Here is a 14,489-nt window from a genome sequence, read left to right as displayed (position 1 = left end):
GGGGTGCCCCGCCCTCCGGCACCGCCGGGGTGTCAGCCGTTGTCCTCGCCGACGCCGATGACCTTGATCCGGTCCTGAGCGGGCGGCGCGATCGGGGCGCTCGCCGAGCTGTGGGCGGTCAGGTAGGCGTTGAACAGGTCGAGGTCGGAGGCGCCGACCAGCTTGTCGGTGCCGGCCGCGAAGGCCGGGAAGCCGTCGCCGCCGCCGGCCAGGAACTCGTTCGCGGCGACCCGGTAGTTCGCGGCCGGGTCGATCGGCGCGCCGTTCAGGCGGATCGAGTCGACCAGCACGCGGGCCGCGCCGGACCGGTTCAGGTCGAGGGTGTAGTGCAGGTTCGAGGAGATCTGCAGGACCTTCGGGGAGGCCTCGTTGGCGCCGGAGACCTGCTGCTGCAGGGCCTGCACCAGCTGGGCGCCGGTCAGCGTCTTGACCTGCATCATGTTGGTGAACGGCTGGACGGCGAACGCCTCGCCGTAGGTCACCACGCCGTCGCCCTCGGCGCCGGTGGCCTTGTACACCAGGTCGGCGCGGATGCCGCCGGGGTTCATGAACGCCACCTGCGCGCCGCCCTTGTCGGCGGGCGAGAGCCCGGCCAGCTGGGCGTCGGCGATCAGGTCGCCGAGCGGCTTCTCCAGCGCGGTGGAGCCGCGGCCGTTGATGTCGGCGGTGATGTAGCCGGTGGCCCGGTTGGCGATCGGCGCGGCCAGCTTGGTGTACCGCTCGATCAGCGCGGTCAGGTCCGGCGCCTTCGGCAGGTCGCGGCGCACGACGTGGTTGGCGGCGGTGACCGACGGGCGGACGATGGCGCCGGTGCGCTTGTCCAGCTTGAGGTCGATCTCGGTGTACAGGCGGCCGAAGGAGGCGGCGCTGGTGACCGAGCGGGGCACGCCGTTCGGGTCCGGGATCATGCAGGCGTACGAGTTGTGGGTGTGGCCGGTGACGATCGCCCCGACGGCCGGGTCGATGTTCCGGGCGATGTCCACGATCGGGCCGGAGACGCCCGCGCCGGCCGCGCCGCAGTCGTAGTTGTAGACGTTGCTGGCGGGCAGGCCGCCCTCGTGGATCAGCGCGACGATCGAGTTGACGCCCTGCCGCTTCAGCTCGGCCGCGTACTTGTTGATGGTGGTGACCTCGTTGCCGAACTTGAGGCCCTGCACGCCGGCGGCGGTGACGATGTTCGGGGTGCCCTCCAGGGTCACGCCGATGAAGCCGACCTTGACGCCGTGGACGTTGGTCACCCAGTACGGCTTGAGCAGCGTCCGGCCGGTCTTCTCGTTGGTGACGTTCGCCGCCAGGTACGGGAAGTCCGCGCCCTTGAACTTGCGGCCCTTCTCGTAGCAGCCGTCGGTCGGGTGGCAGCCGCCGTTCTGCATCCGCAGCAGCTCGGCCGAGCCCTCGTCGAACTCGTGGTTGCCCACCGAGGTGACGTCGAGGCCGATCTCGTTCATCGCCTCGATGGTCGGCTCGTCGTGGAACAGGCCGGAGACCAGCGGGCTGGCGCCGATGATGTCGCCGGCCGCGACGGTCAGGCTGTTGGCGTGGCCCTTGCGGGCGTCGCGCAGCGCGGTGGCCAGGTACTCGACGCCGCCGGCCGGGGTGGCGACGGTCTTGCCGGTGGCCGGGTCGATCTCGTTGACCGTGCCCGAGGAACCGGCCGGGGGCTCCAGGTTGCCGTGGAAGTCGTTGATGGCGAGGAGTTGGAGGTCCTCGTACTTGGGCCTGTCGTGGCCGTGGCCCCGGCCGTGGGCCTCGGCGGTGGCCGGGAGCGCCACCGTGCCGAAGAGGGCGGCGGCCGCGGCGACCGCGAGGGCGGCCGTGCGGCGGCCGGTGGTACCGGAAATGGGCATGGGTGTCCCCTGGACCGTCGGGGCCGCGGCAGCGCGGCCTGGCGTTGTCAGGGTGCAGCCTAGGGTCAACGCGCGTAGCTGTCAGGAACCTGCGAGTAACGAGCTGGTATCCGCAACCTGACGAACACCCGGCGCGACGGGCCGTCAGATCCTCGGCTGCGCCGCCAGCTGCTGGTCCGCGCGCTCCCGTTCGGCCACTACGTCCTCGGTCATCGCGCGGTCGGTGTACACCAGCGGCTTCTCGGCCTCGGTGATGATGTGCTTCACCACCTGCACGTTGCCGTTGACGTCCCACACCGCGATGCCCGGCGACAGCGTCGGGATGATCTCCACCGCCCAGCGGGGCAGGCCCAGCACCCGGCCGGTGGCCCGCGCCTCCTCCGCCTTCTGCATGTAGATGGTCCGGGTCGAGGCCATCTTCAGGATCGCCGACGCCTCCTTCGCCGCGGCCCCGTCCACCACGTCGGACAGGTGGTGCACCACCGCCACGAAGGACAGGCCCAGCCGGCGGCCGAACTTCAGCAGCCGCTGGAACAGCTGGGCCACGAACGGGCTGTTGATGATGTGCCAGGCCTCCTCGACCAGGAAGATCCGCTTCACCCGGTCCGGCCGCAGCCAGGTGTGCTCCAGCCACACGCCGACGATCGCCATCAGGATCGGCATCGCGATCGAGTTCCGGTCGATGTGCGACAGGTCGAAGACGATCAGCGGCGCGTCCAGGTCGATGCCGGCCGAGGTCGGGCCGTCGAACATGCCCCGCAGGTCGCCGTCGACCAGCCGGTCCAGCACCAGCGCCACGTCCAGGCCCCAGGACTGCACCTCGCCGACCTCGACGCCCAGCGACTCCACCGCCGACAGGTCGGGGCTGCGCAGCGTGTCGATGATGTCGTTCAGCACCGGCTGGCGGTCCGTCACCGTGGCCAGCACGTACGCGTGCGCGGCCTTCAGCGCGAACCCGGCCCGCTCCTCCAGGCCGCGGCCCATCGCCACCTCGATGATGGTGCGCAGCAGCGACAGCTGGCCGCTGGTGGTGATCGCCGGGTCCAGCGGGTTCAGCTTCACGCCGCCGCCCAGGGCCGCCTGCGGGTCCAGCCGGATGGACTTTATCCCCAGCGCGTTCGCGATCAGGTTCCACTCGCCGACGCCGTCCTCGCCCTGCGCGTCCAGCACCACCACCTGGCGGTCGCGGAACCTCAACTGCCGCAGCACGTACGTCTTCTCCAGCGCCGACTTGCCGTTGCCGGACTCCCCCAGCACCAGCCAGTGCGGGGCCGGCAGCTGCTGGCCGTACAGCTGGAACGGGTCGTAGACGTAGCCCTTGCCGCTGTACACCTCGCGGCCGATGATCACCCCGGAGTCGCCGAGACCGGGCGCCGCGGTCGGCAGGTACACCGCCTGCGCCTGGCCGCTGGAGGTGCGCACCGGCAGCCGGGTGGTCTCCACCCGGCCGAACAGCGTGCTGGTGAAGGAATCGGTGAGCTTGCCGAGCATCGACGGGCCTCCGGGGGTCAGCGGCGTCAGCGGCGGATGCCGGTGGCGAACGGCAGGGTGTTGGCGAACGCCCGGTGGTGCTCGCGGTCGCACCACTCCAGCTTCAGGTAGCTCTTGCCCGCGGACGCCCGGATGGTGCGCTTGTCCCGGGCCAGCGCCTCCGGGCTGCGCGAGGACACCGTCAGGTACCCCACCAGGTTCACTCCGGCCGCGCCCGAGGCCAGGTCGTCGCCGCGCTGGTCCACCCGGCCGGTGTGCGCCAGGTCGCGCGGGTCCACCGTGCGGTTCATCTTCGCCGCCCGGCTGGCCTCCGCCTCGTCGTTGGTCTTCTCGGTCAGCATCCGCTCGATCGCCACGTCGGTCGGCTCCAGGTCCATGGTCACCGCGACCGTCCGGATCACGTCCGGCGTGTGCACCAGCAGCGGCGCCAGGAAGTTCACCCCGACCGGCGTCAGCGGCCACTCCTTGATCCACGCGGTGGCGTGGCACCACGGCTCCCGGGTCGCCGCCTCGCGGGTCTTCGCCTGCAGGTACTGCGGGTGCGTGGCGTCCAGCTCGGCCGGCCAGGCGTTGCGCCGGCTCATCGCCTGGAGGTGGTCGATCGGGTGGTCCGGGTCGTACATCGAGTGGATCAGCGACGCCAGCCGGGCCTGCCCCAGCGGCTGCCGCACCCGGATGTCCGCCTCCGCCAACCGCGCGCAGATGTCGGTCAGTTCGCGCGCCATCACGGTCGCCAGGCCGTCGTCGTCCCGGGCCCGCTTCTCGCCCCGCCCGTACGCGGTGCGCCCCATCGCGTGCGCCTCGGCCGCCAGGTCCCGGCTGTAGTGCATGCACGCCACCAGGTACGCCCGGTGCTGCTCCGAGGAGGTCGACACCATCGACTGCAGCTGGTCGTAGCTCTCCTGCAGCCAGCGCGGCGCCGTGTGGTCGCCGCGCCGCTCCACGTCCTTGGCGTGCGCGTCCGGGTCGGCCGGCAGCGTCCGGGCCAGGATCTGCAGCCTGGTCACGAAGCCGTCGCCGTTGGCCACGTGCTTGAGCAGCGTGCCGAACCGGTCGACCAGCGCCTCCTGGTCCTCCGAGTCGCGCAGGCCCACGCCCGGGCCCTCGATCTCGATCGCCGCGGTCACCGTCCGGCGCTCCAGGTGCATCAGCACCGCGACCTCGTCCGGCCCGAACGGCGCGGCCAGCCAGCGCAGCCGCCCCACCCCCGGCGGCGGGCCGACCTCCACCTCGCGCCCGTCCAGCCGCGTCCCCGCCTCGTGCACGTCCGGCTTCCACACCGCCCGGCCGCTGCGCACCGTCCGCCGGAACGTCCGGTTGATCTCCACCCACTTGTAGAACGTCCGCCGCCGGTACGGCACGTACACCGCCATGATCGCCAGCAGCGGGAAGCCCACCAGGCCCGCGATGCGCAGCGGCAACAGGCTCGGGATCAGCCCCCACACCATGCCCAGGCCGGCGCCGGCGATGATCAGCACGATCTCGCCGTTCTCCCGGTTGCGCCCGATCGGCGCGTTCGGCCGCGCCTTCCCGATCAGGTAGCTGCGGCGCTGATGGGCATACGGCTGGGCGTACTGGGTGCCGTACTGGCCGAGCTGTTCGCTGCTCATCTACCCGTCACCCTCCCTTCGGGTTGTTGACCGGAGCCTGGACCTGGGCCTGCGCGGGCGGCGCCGCGGGACGCACCGGGTTGGCCGGCCGGGAGGCGTGCGCCGCGATGCCCGCACCCGCCCCGCCACCGCCGGCCGGGGCGCCGCCGCCCCCGCCGCCGTCCGCGCCGCCGCGCGAACCGTGCGTCGAGATGCCCTGCTTGACGAAGTTCGCCGGGCCGTTGATCATCGCGCTGCCGGCCGACACCGCGCTCGACCGGGCCCGCCGCATCGCCATCAGCTCGTCGCCGAAGCCCGGCACGAACCGGTACACCGCCGCGCTCGCGAAGATCGACAGGAACAGGATCGCCAGCCCCGCCAGCACCCGCCCGAAGTCGTCGTCCGCCCCCGCGCCGGTCGCCACCGCGCCCGCCAGCCCCAGGATGATCACCACGATCGGCTTCGCCAGGTCCACCGCCAGCATCATCGCGGCCCACCGGCGGACGTGCTTCCACATCTGCTTGTCCACCAGCCCCGCGTACACCGCCGTCCCCAGCAGCGCGCCCACGTACAGCATCGCCGCCCGGATCACCAGCTCCACCCACAGCACCGCCGCGGCCAGCACCGCCACCAGCGACACCAGGATCAGGATCAGCGGGCCACCGCCCATGCTGCCCTTCTCCAGGGTGTCCGCGAAGCCGCCCAGGTACGTGCCGGTGTCCGACTTCGTCCCCGACGCGATCGCCTCCGTCAGCCCGTCGGTGACCGTCACCACCGTGTACAGGATCAGCGGCGTGAACGCCGAGGCGATCACCGTCAGCCACAGGTACCCGACCGCCTCGCCGAACGCCTGCCCCAGCGCCGCGCCGCGCACCGCGCGCTTGGTCACCGCCAGCAGCCACAGCACCAGCGTGATCACCGTCGAGACCGCGAACACCACCGCGTACTGCTGCAGGAACGCCGCGTTCGTGAAGTCGACCTTCGTCGTCCCGTCGATCGCCCCCGACAACTGCCGCACCACCCACGCCGCCGCCTGCGCGCACCCCTTCGCCAACGACCCCAGCGGATCGGTGACCCCGGACACCGCGTCCGACCCCGGAATCACGGTCGCCCCGGAGGGGGCGCACTGGCTCCCCGCCCCGGGGAGCGGGACGTTCTGCGCGGCACAGGTCGAACTCGGGCTCGGCGTCGGGTCCGCCGCCACCCGCTGCGCGATCAGCAGCGCGGTGAGCTGGAACACGCTCATCGCCGCGCCGAGCGTCCCGGCGCGGCGCAGGAAGTGCAGTCGGGACGGGGCGTCAGCGGGCATAGCGGAACCCTCCGAACTGCTGGACGGCATCGGCGATCTCTTTCGCGGTGGCCGCCTGCTGGTCGCCCGGCAGGGGGGCGGGGCCCGCGGCGCGGGAGTAGTCGGTGAGCTTCCAGTCGCTGCCGGTCCAGCGCATGGTGACGGTCAGGGTGTACCAGTCCTGGGTGACCGGGACGGTGGAGCCCTCGCCGGCCAGGCCGTACAGGCCGGTGCACCAGACGTCGACCCGGGTGGCGGTGTCGGCCCCGTTGGCGGTGTGGGTGCCGACCGGGACGATCCGGCTGACGAAGGTCTGCCCCTTGGGCGCCCGGCCCTCGGCGTCGAGCCCGTACCGGGCGACCGTCTCCGGCGTGAACGCCTGGTCCAGGCGGGCCTGGAGGGCGGGGAGGGCGGTGGGGTCGGCGAGGGTGGTGAGGACGGTGCGGCGGCTGTCGGTGCGGAACATGTCGGCGGAGCCGAGCGCGACGGCGTAGTTGGCGGCGGCGGACTGCGCGCCCTGGTCGGTGTGCGGGTAGCCGGTGCCGATGCCGTTGACCGTGGTGGTGACGGGCTGCTGGCCGCTGGCGGCGGTGCGGTCGGCGGAGGCCCCGGCGGCGGGGGCCCGGTCGCCGAAGGTGGCGGAGGTGCCGCTGCCGGGGCCGGGCTTGTCGCGGTTGGCGACGGAGACGGCGACGACCAGCAGCGTGACGATGCCGAGGACGGTCAGGAGGGTGCGCAGCGGCCGGGACTGGCGGCCGGTCACGTGGGCGGTCTGTTCGGCGACCGGTAGCCGCGTACGGGTGTGCGGCTGGTCGTCGGACAACGGCACGGGGGCCCTCCTGGTGGGGCGCCGCCGCGCGGGGCGGCGGCGCGGTGGCGTGACGGGTGCCCGGAGCGGGTGCGGGCGGCGGCGGGGTGGTGGTGGTGGTGGCGGCGGGGTGGTGGGACGGGTCAGCTGCGCCGGAGCGGGAGTTGTCCGATCGTCAGATGGCCATGCCGTACACAATGGTGAACAGGGTGCCGAGCGAACCGATGATGAACACGCCGGTCAGGCCGGCGATGATCAGCCCCTTGCCCTGTTCGGCGCTGAAGGTGTCGCGCATCGCGGTGGCGCCGATCCGCTGCTTGGCGGCGCCCCAGATGGCGATCCCGAGGCAGACCAGGATCGCGACGGCCATCACGACCTGGACCATCACCCGGGCCGAGGAGCCGAGGGAGGCGAACGGGCCCCAGTCGGGGGCGATCCCGCCGATGATGGTGTCGATGTTGGCCTTCTTCGGCGGGTCCTCCGCCAGGTACCGGATCACTGTGCTGTCCACGTTCAGGTCCATCCCATCTCACCGCCCGATCAGGAAAATTCAAGGCCCCGGACCACGGTCGAGCGAAGGGGCAGGCCCTATTCTTGGCCAGATCTGACGTCGACTTGGCTGCTTCTCGCGGATTGCTCGTGGCTGGCCGGACGCATCCGCCAGGATGTCCGGTACCTCAAGGATACTTCCCGCGCCTGGTATCTGTGATGATTGCACCGGGCAATTGCGCAACAGGACATGGCCGCTGACGTTCCGTCGGGATGGTGCTGGATGGTGCTCCGGAAAGCTCGGCTGGCGGGTGCCGCGACGGTGGTGCTCGCGATCGGTTTCGTCGGCGTCGTGACGCTCGGCACGTACGCGGCCGGCGGCGTCCCCGGCCGCTCCTCCGCCCGCAACCCCGGCCTGTCCGGCGGGACGGTCCCGGCCGCCTACCGGGACCAGATCCAGAAGTGGGGCGCGCTCTGCCCGGAGATCTCCGCGCCGATGCTGGCCGCCCAGCTCTACCAGGAGAGCGGCTTCGACCCGCAGGCGAAGAGCCCGGCGAAGGCGTACGGGATGGCCCAGTTCCTGGAGGCCACCTGGGCCACCTACGGGACGGACGGCGACGGCGACGGCCGGCGGGACATCTGGAACGCCTACGACGCGATCGCCTCCGCCGCCACCTACGACTGCGCGCTGGCCCGGGACGTGGACAAGGTGCCCGGCGACCGGCAGGCCAACATGCTGGCGGCGTACAACGCCGGTCCGTACGCGGTGATCGAGCACAACGGGATCCCGCCGTACCGGGAGACCCAGGGCTACGTGCGCAGCATCCAGTCGCTGGCGAAGTCCTTCACCGCGCCGGTCGACCCGGGCGCGCAGCCGGCGCTGTCCCGGGAGGCGGCCGGGGCGATCTGGTTCGCGCAGAGCAAGCTGGGCACCGACTACCTGTGGGGCGGCACCGGACAGACCTGGGAGGACGGGCGGTTCGACTGCTCGGGCCTGACCAAGGCCGCGTACGAGAGCGTCGGCATCGTGCTGCCCCGGGTCGCCAACGACCAGTGGTACGCCGGACCGCACCCGTCCCGGGACCAACTGCGGCCCGGTGACCTGGTGTTCTTCGCCAACGACCTGGGGGACCCGCGCACCATCCACCACGTCGGCATCTACGTCGGCGGCGGGTACATGATCGACGCCCCGCACACCGGGGCGAAGGTGCGCTACGACACCATCGACCAGAAGGACTACATCGGGGCGACCCGGGTCACCCCGGACGGGGCCGCCGCGCTGCCCAACCGGAACCCGAACGACGGCACCATCACCAAGAGCGGGGCCCCGGTCGTCAGCTGACCCCGGGCATGTGCGCGCCAGGTGGACGGTGAGTCAATTTTGCATAACGGTGCGTTTCGACGGAAACCGCGGCGGCCTTGATCGCGTTGACTGAGGAGGCTACCGGTCCTCCGCACCCGGAAGCACCACGACCTGGGACCACTGCGGAGCGCGGACAGGGAGGTGCGGCGTGCCGACGCTGCTCGCCGACGCCGGAACCGGTTCGGGCGACCCGGACCTCGGCCTGCTCAAGGCCGTCAACGGCCTGGCCGCCGACGCCCCCGGCTGGTTGGACTCGCTGGTCGCCTGGACGGCCGAGTACGGCATCCTGCTCGGCCTGGCCGCGATCGGCCTGACCGCCTGGCTGAGCGCCCGGCGCCGCCCGGACGCCCCGGTCGCGGTGGCCGGCGTGCTGTGGGCGCCGCTGGCCGTCGCCGTCGCCGAGCTCGCCAACCTGCCGATCTCCAAGCTGGTCGACCGGCCCCGGCCCTTCGTCAGCCACCCGGAGCTGGACGTGCTGGTGCCCGGCAAGGAGGACACCCTCTCCTTCGTCAGCGACCACTCGGCGATGTCGATGGCGATCGCGGTCGCCCTGTTCCTGGTCAACCGCAGGCTCGGGGTGGCCGCCGCGGCGCTCGCCCTGCTGCAGGGCTTCTGCCGGCTGTTCGTCGGCGTGCACTACCCGACCGACGTGATCGGCGGCTACGCGCTGGCCACCGCCGTGGTGCTGCTGCTCGCCCCGATCGCGATGGCCGTCCTGGTGCCGCTGTGCCACGCCCTGTCGCGCACCGCGCTGCGTCCGCTGGTGGTGGCCCGCGGCGCCGCGGACTCCGGCGGGCGCCGCTCGGCCGCGTCCGCCGCCCGCCGTCCGGGGCGCCGCCGGGCCAGGACCGCGGCCGGGCCGGGACCGGGAGTCGGACCTGGCCGCCTGACCGGCACCGCCGGGGGCCGCTCAGGCGACCTCGGCGTCGGCGCCGTCCTCGGCCAGGTGCCCCGCAGCGTCCCGCCGGGACTTGTCCCGGGAGCGCCGGCCCGGGGCGGACCAGCCGCAGCCGCACTGCGCGAAGCTGAACGAGCCGCGCTCCACCACCTCCACCCGGTGCTCGTCCGGGTGGTCGGCCGGTAAGGCCCCGTGGGCCGCCTGCGCGCGCTGATCTGCCACGTCCTCCACGGTAACCCCGCCGTCCGGCCCGGTCCGCCGTCCGGCCGGTGAACATCCGCGTAACCTTCCGCGCCCGGGCTCGTTCACCTGGCGAGCGCTCCGCCCATCCGGGGCGGTCGCCTGCCGGGTCGTCCGGGGCCCGAGGGGGTTGTCGAAGAAGTGAAGATGCTCAACCGCGCCGCCGCCGCGGCCCTGCTCGTCACCGCGCTGTCGGCCTGCACCGGCGGCGGCCAGGACCGGTCGGCCTCCGCCGACCAGCTGTCCGCGGACCCGCTGACGGCGGTCCGCTCCTCCGCCGACATCACCGGCCGGACGGGATCGGTGCGGGCGACCACCGAGCTGACCACCGAGTCCGCCGAGAAGAAGGCGGTCTTCAACGGCACCGGCGGCTACGACTACGTGAAGCGGATCGGCCGGCTGGAGATCGACGTCCCGCCCGGCGCCGCGACCACCGGGAAGATCACCGAGGTGGTGCTGCCCGGCACGGTGTACCTGCAGAACAGCGGCGCGAAGATCCCCGAGGGCAAGTGGGTCAAGCTGGACGTGCGCCAGCTCCCGGACGGCAACCTGGTCAGCTCCGGCGCGACCGACCCGGCCACCGCGGCGGGCGCGCTGCGCGGCGCGCAGAGCGCCGAGCTGGTCGGCACCGAGCCGGTGGACGGCGTGGAGCTCAAGCACTACAAGGGCACGCTGGACCTGGCGAAGGCCGCCGACGCGACCGGCGGCCGCGGGGCGGACGGGCTGCGGATGGCCGCCCAGACCTTCACCGTGAAGGAGGTCCCGTACGAGGCCTGGCTGGACGGCCAGGGCCGGCTGCACAAGGTGGTGGAGAACTTCACCTTCGCCGGGGTGGCCGGCTCCACGGCGGCGAAGGACCAGGTCAAGGTGGTCTCCACGCTGGCGCTCACCGGCTTCGGCCAGCCGGTGGAGGCCGCCGAGCCCGCCGCCGCCGACATCTACTCGATGAAGGCCGACCCCTCGCCGAAGTGACCCGCGGCGCCGGGCCCACCCGTTTCGGGCGGCAGAGATGGCCCGTCCGTGCCATGTGGCCCGGCCCGCCGCTCCCTAGGCTGGTACGGGGCGGGCAGGCAGGGCGGCGGACGGGGCGCGGGAAGGGGTGGAGGCCATGGCATCCGGGGAGAGCGGCACCGGCGGCCACGACAGAACCGCGCTGGACGAGATCGACCTGACCGGCGAGCTGATGATCGCCGCCTCGGCCAGCCGCGCGGAGCGGCTGGCCGCCGAGCAGATCGACGAGGTCCTGCTGGCCCGGCGCGAACCGGACGACCCGGCGGACGGCCCGGCGGACTGACCGCGCGTCGGCCGGACGGCCGGGGGCGTCAGGTGCGCAGCAGCCGCGCGATGGCGGCGCTGGCCTCGGCGACCTTGGCGTTCAGCTCCTCGCCGCCGTCCTCCGCGGCGGCCGCGGCGGCGACGCAGTGCCGCAGGTGCTCCTCCAGCAGGGAGAGCGCGAAGGACTGCAGCGCCTTGGTGGAGGCGGACACCTGGGTGAGGATGTCGATGCAGTACACGTCCTCGTCGACCATCCGCTGCAGCCCGCGGATCTGCCCCTCGATCCGGCGCAGCCGCTTGAGGTGCGCCTCCTTCTCGCCGCTGTAGCCGTGCGGCCCGGTGGCCGCGGCGGCACCGTGGCAGGCCGCCTCCGGAGCGGTGTCGGTGCCCGTGGTGTCGGTGGTGGTCATCCGGTCAGCCCTCTTGGTCTCGGTACTCGGCCCGCCCCCGGCCCTCGGCCGGGAGGTGCCCACTATCCAACACGCGGCACCGGTGCGGTGTTCCGCCGTCCGGGCGTCAGGACAGAGATCCCCGTGCAGAGCGGGAGCAAACCGGCGTGTCGTGGGACACACTTAGGGCGCGCGTCGGCAACCCCGTGTCCACGAGTGGGGAGCGTGCGCCTAGCATCGTCAAGTACCGACCCCGCACATCGGAGATTTCCGTGCGTTTTAGCCTGACCCCGAAGGAGACGAGCTTCTACGACATGTTCGCCGCCGCGGCGGAGAACCTGGTCGTCGGATCGAAGCTCCTGCTGGAACTACTGGGCTCTGACGTGTCAGCCCGCGCGGAGATCGTCGAGCGCATGCGCGCCGCCGAGCACGCCGGCGACGACACCACCCATGCGATCTTCCACCAGCTGAACTCCTCGTTCATCACCCCGTTCGACCGGGAGGACATCTACAACCTGGCCTCCTCGCTGGACGACATCATGGACTTCATGGAGGAGGCCGTCGACCTGGTCGTCCTGTACGACATCGAGGTCCTCCCGAAGGGCATCGAGCAGCAGATCGAGGTGCTGGCCCGGGCGGCCGAGCTGACCGCGGGGGCGATGCCCAACCTGCGGTCGATGTCGAACCTCACCGAGTACTGGATCGAGGTCAACCGGCTGGAGAACCAGGCGGACCAGATCCACCGCAAGCTGCTGGCCCACCTGTTCTCCGGCCAGTACGAGGCGATCGAGGTGCTGAAGCTCAAGCAGGTCGTGGACGTCCTCGAAGAGGCCGCCGACGCGTTCGAGCACGTGGCCAACACGGTGGAGACCATCGCCGTCAAGGAGTCCTGACCTCCGTGGACATGGCAGCACTGATCGTCGTCATCGGCGTCGCTTTCTTCTTCACGTACACGAACGGCTTCCACGACTCCGCCAACGCGATCGCCACCTCGGTCTCCACCCGGGCGCTGACCCCGCGGGCGGCCCTGGCGATGGCCGCGGTGATGAACCTGGCGGGCGCCTTCCTCGGCAGCGGGGTCGCGAAGACCGTCTCCGAGGGGATCATCGAGACCCCGACCGGCAGCAAGGGCATGGCGATCCTGTTCGCGGCCCTGGTCGGGGCGATCACCTGGAACCTGGTCACCTGGTACTTCGGCCTGCCGTCCTCCTCCTCGCACGCGCTGTTCGGCGGCATGGTGGGCGCGGCGCTGGCGGGCGGCATCGGGGTGGTCTGGCACGGCGTGATCGACAAGATCATCGTCCCGATGATCGTCTCGCCGGTGGTCGGCCTGGTCGGCGGCTTCCTGGTGATGCTGGCGATCCTGTGGATCTTCCGCCGGGCCAACCCGCACCGGGCCAAGCGCAACTTCCGGGTCGCGCAGACCGCCTCGGCGGCCGCGATGGCGCTGGCGCACGGCCTGCAGGACGCCCAGAAGACCATGGGCATCGTGGTGATGGCGCTGACCATCTCCGGCCACCAGTCCGGCAACGGCATCCCGATCTGGGTGAAGCTCTCCTGCGCCACGATGCTCTCGCTGGGCACCTACGCGGGCGGCTGGCGGATCATGCGCACCCTGGGCCGGAAGATCATCGAGCTGGACCCGCCGCAGGGCTTCGCCGCCGAGGCGACCGCCTCCGCGGTCATGTACGTCACCTCGTTCGTCTACGCGGCGCCGATCTCCACCACCCACGTGATCACCTCGGCGATCATGGGCGTGGGCGCCACCAAGCGGGTCCGCGCGGTCCGCTGGGGGGTGGCGAAGAACATCGTGATGGGCTGGTTCATCACGATGCCGGCGGCGGCGATCGTGGCCGCCGCGGTGTACGGGATCGTGAACCTGCTGGTCCTCTAGCTCCCGCCCGGCCGACGGCGGAAGGGCCCGCCCCCACAGCACGGGGGCGGGCCCTTCCTGACTCCGCGGCGGCACCGCCATGCAGCGCCGCGGAGCGGTTCGTGCGGCGCGGGGCCGATCAGCCGAAGCGGCCGGAGATGTAGTCCTCGGTGGCCTGGACCGACGGGTTGGAGAAGATCCGCTGGGTGTCGTCCAGCTCGACCAGCTTGCCGGGCTGGCCGACGCCCGCCAGGTTGAAGAACGCGGTGCGGTCGGAGACCCGGGCCGCCTGCTGCATGTTGTGGGTCACGATCACGATGGTGAACTGCGACTTGAGCTCGCCGATCAGGTCCTCGATGGCGAGGGTGGAGATCGGGTCGAGGGCCGAGCAGGGCTCGTCCATCAGCAGCACCTCGGGCTCCACCGCGATCGCCCGGGCGATGCACAGGCGCTGCTGCTGGCCGCCGGACAGGCCCGCGCCGGGCTTGCCCAGGCGGTCCTTGACCTCGTTCCACAGGTTGGCGCCCTGGAGGGACTTCTCCACCACGCCGTCCAGCACGGACTTCTTCTTCACCCCGGCGAGCCGGAGGCCGGCCACCACGTTGTCGTAGATCGACATGGTGGGGAACGGGTTGGGGCGCTGGAACACCATGCCGACCGAGCGGCGGACGGCGACCGGGTCGACGTTGGTGCCGTACAGGTTCTCGTCGTCCAGCAGCACCTTGCCCTCGACCCGGGCGCCGGGGATGACCTCGTGCATCCGGTTGAGGGTGCGCAGGAAGGTGGACTTGCCGCAGCCCGAGGGGCCGATGAACGCGGTCACCGAGCGGGGCTCGATGGTCATCGAGATGTCCTCGATGGCGCGGGTGGAACCGTAGTAGGCGGACAGTCCGCTGACGTCGATGCGCTTGGCCATGGTCTTTCGTCTTCTCTCGTCTG

The 14,489-nt window shown here is 72.0% G+C and carries 13 protein-coding genes and 1 pseudogene; 6 read left to right on the top strand and 8 right to left on the bottom strand.

What is annotated here, in order from left to right:
* Positions 1-32: 32 nt before the first annotated feature.
* From HUT16_RS19980 to HUT16_RS19955, 6 genes are all read right to left on the bottom strand, one after another.
* Positions 33-1,847 (bottom strand): bifunctional UDP-sugar hydrolase/5'-nucleotidase, encoded by a 1,815-nt coding sequence (locus HUT16_RS19980; RefSeq protein WP_176189486.1) that lies wholly within the window; start codon positions 1,845-1,847, stop codon positions 33-35.
* A 144-nt stretch (positions 1,848-1,991) separates the two neighbouring features.
* A complete protein-coding gene (locus HUT16_RS19975) occupies positions 1,992-3,338 on the bottom strand; it encodes an ATP-binding protein (RefSeq protein ID WP_176189485.1) in 1,347 nt (448 codons plus the stop codon).
* Positions 3,339-3,364: 26 nt separating this feature from the next.
* A complete protein-coding gene (locus tag HUT16_RS19970; protein WP_176189484.1) occupies positions 3,365-4,948 on the bottom strand; it encodes an SCO6880 family protein in 1,584 nt (527 codons plus the stop codon).
* A 7-nt stretch (positions 4,949-4,955) separates the two neighbouring features.
* Positions 4,956-6,236, bottom strand: coding sequence for a hypothetical protein (locus HUT16_RS19965; protein ID WP_254897896.1), 1,281 nt, complete (start codon positions 6,234-6,236; stop codon positions 4,956-4,958).
* Positions 6,226-7,044, bottom strand: a complete 819-nt coding sequence (locus HUT16_RS19960; RefSeq protein WP_176189483.1) for a hypothetical protein — start codon at positions 7,042-7,044, stop codon at positions 6,226-6,228. Before HUT16_RS19960 ends, HUT16_RS19965 begins: the two co-directional genes overlap by 11 nt.
* Positions 7,045-7,198: 154 nt before the next feature.
* Positions 7,199-7,546, bottom strand: coding sequence for a hypothetical protein (locus tag HUT16_RS19955; RefSeq protein WP_254897895.1), 348 nt, complete (start codon positions 7,544-7,546; stop codon positions 7,199-7,201).
* 249 nt (positions 7,547-7,795) lie between these two features.
* On the opposite strand from HUT16_RS19955, the gene HUT16_RS19950 reads away from it, so the two are divergent.
* From HUT16_RS19950 to HUT16_RS19935, 4 genes and pseudogenes are all read left to right on the top strand, one after another.
* The gene (locus HUT16_RS19950) at positions 7,796-8,854 is read left to right on the top strand and encodes a bifunctional lytic transglycosylase/C40 family peptidase (RefSeq protein ID WP_176189482.1); all 1,059 of its coding nucleotides are present in this window, start codon (positions 7,796-7,798) and stop codon (positions 8,852-8,854) included.
* 169 nt (positions 8,855-9,023) lie between these two features.
* A pseudogene (locus HUT16_RS37435) lies at positions 9,024-9,512 on the top strand (phosphatase PAP2 family protein); the annotation flags it as partial.
* A 648-nt stretch (positions 9,513-10,160) separates the two neighbouring features.
* A complete protein-coding gene (locus HUT16_RS19940; protein WP_176189480.1) occupies positions 10,161-10,985 on the top strand; it encodes a hypothetical protein in 825 nt (274 codons plus the stop codon).
* A 136-nt stretch (positions 10,986-11,121) separates the two neighbouring features.
* A complete protein-coding gene (locus HUT16_RS19935; RefSeq protein ID WP_176189479.1) occupies positions 11,122-11,307 on the top strand; it encodes a hypothetical protein in 186 nt (61 codons plus the stop codon).
* Positions 11,308-11,335: 28 nt separating this feature from the next.
* Here the strand turns inward: HUT16_RS19935 and HUT16_RS19930 are convergent, their stop codons facing one another.
* Positions 11,336-11,698: a metal-sensitive transcriptional regulator gene (locus HUT16_RS19930; RefSeq protein WP_176189478.1), complete on the bottom strand. Its 363-nt coding sequence runs from the start codon at positions 11,696-11,698 to the stop codon at positions 11,336-11,338.
* 251 nt (positions 11,699-11,949) lie between these two features.
* Here HUT16_RS19930 and HUT16_RS19925 point away from each other — a divergent pair, with 251 nt between their 5' ends.
* Together HUT16_RS19925 and HUT16_RS19920 are read left to right on the top strand one after the other, a co-directional pair.
* On the top strand, positions 11,950-12,570 hold the full coding sequence (locus HUT16_RS19925; RefSeq protein ID WP_176189477.1) for a DUF47 domain-containing protein: 621 nt from the start codon (positions 11,950-11,952) through the stop codon (positions 12,568-12,570).
* Between the two features lie 5 nt (positions 12,571-12,575).
* Positions 12,576-13,571 carry an inorganic phosphate transporter gene (locus tag HUT16_RS19920; protein WP_176189476.1) on the top strand — a complete coding sequence of 332 codons (996 nt, stop codon included), beginning with the start codon at positions 12,576-12,578 and terminating at the stop codon, positions 13,569-13,571.
* A gap of 118 nt (positions 13,572-13,689) precedes the next feature.
* On the opposite strand, the gene pstB is transcribed toward HUT16_RS19920, so the two are convergent.
* Positions 13,690-14,466: a phosphate ABC transporter ATP-binding protein PstB gene (gene pstB / locus HUT16_RS19915; RefSeq protein WP_176189475.1), complete on the bottom strand. Its 777-nt coding sequence runs from the start codon at positions 14,464-14,466 to the stop codon at positions 13,690-13,692.
* Between the last annotated feature and the right edge of the window lie 23 nt (positions 14,467-14,489).

This window comes from Kitasatospora sp. NA04385, assembly GCF_013364235.1.
Classification (GTDB): domain Bacteria; phylum Actinomycetota; class Actinomycetes; order Streptomycetales; family Streptomycetaceae; genus Kitasatospora.
The sequence above is the reverse complement of the archived record's forward strand: the minus strand, read 5'-3'. Positions and strand labels throughout refer to the sequence as shown.

Bases quoted from the DNA above. Each gene is read 5' to 3' on its own strand.
- HUT16_RS19980 (WP_176189486.1), bottom strand. From the start codon at position 1,847: ATGCCCATTTCCGGTACCACCGGCCGCCGCACGGCCGCCCTCGCGGTC.
- HUT16_RS19975 (WP_176189485.1), bottom strand. From the start codon at position 3,338: ATGCTCGGCAAGCTCACCGATTCCTTCACCAGCACGCTGTTCGGCCGG.
- HUT16_RS19970 (WP_176189484.1), bottom strand. From the start codon at position 4,948: ATGAGCAGCGAACAGCTCGGCCAGTACGGCACCCAGTACGCCCAGCCG.
- HUT16_RS19965 (WP_254897896.1), bottom strand. From the start codon at position 6,236: ATGCCCGCTGACGCCCCGTCCCGACTGCACTTCCTGCGCCGCGCCGGG.
- HUT16_RS19955 (WP_254897895.1), bottom strand. From the start codon at position 7,546: ATGGACCTGAACGTGGACAGCACAGTGATCCGGTACCTGGCGGAGGAC.
- HUT16_RS19950 (WP_176189482.1), top strand. From the start codon at position 7,796: ATGGTGCTCCGGAAAGCTCGGCTGGCGGGTGCCGCGACGGTGGTGCTC.
- HUT16_RS19940 (WP_176189480.1), top strand. From the start codon at position 10,161: ATGCTCAACCGCGCCGCCGCCGCGGCCCTGCTCGTCACCGCGCTGTCG.
- HUT16_RS19935 (WP_176189479.1), top strand. From the start codon at position 11,122: ATGGCATCCGGGGAGAGCGGCACCGGCGGCCACGACAGAACCGCGCTG.
- HUT16_RS19930 (WP_176189478.1), bottom strand. From the start codon at position 11,698: ATGACCACCACCGACACCACGGGCACCGACACCGCTCCGGAGGCGGCC.
- pstB (WP_176189475.1), bottom strand. From the start codon at position 14,466: ATGGCCAAGCGCATCGACGTCAGCGGACTGTCCGCCTACTACGGTTCC.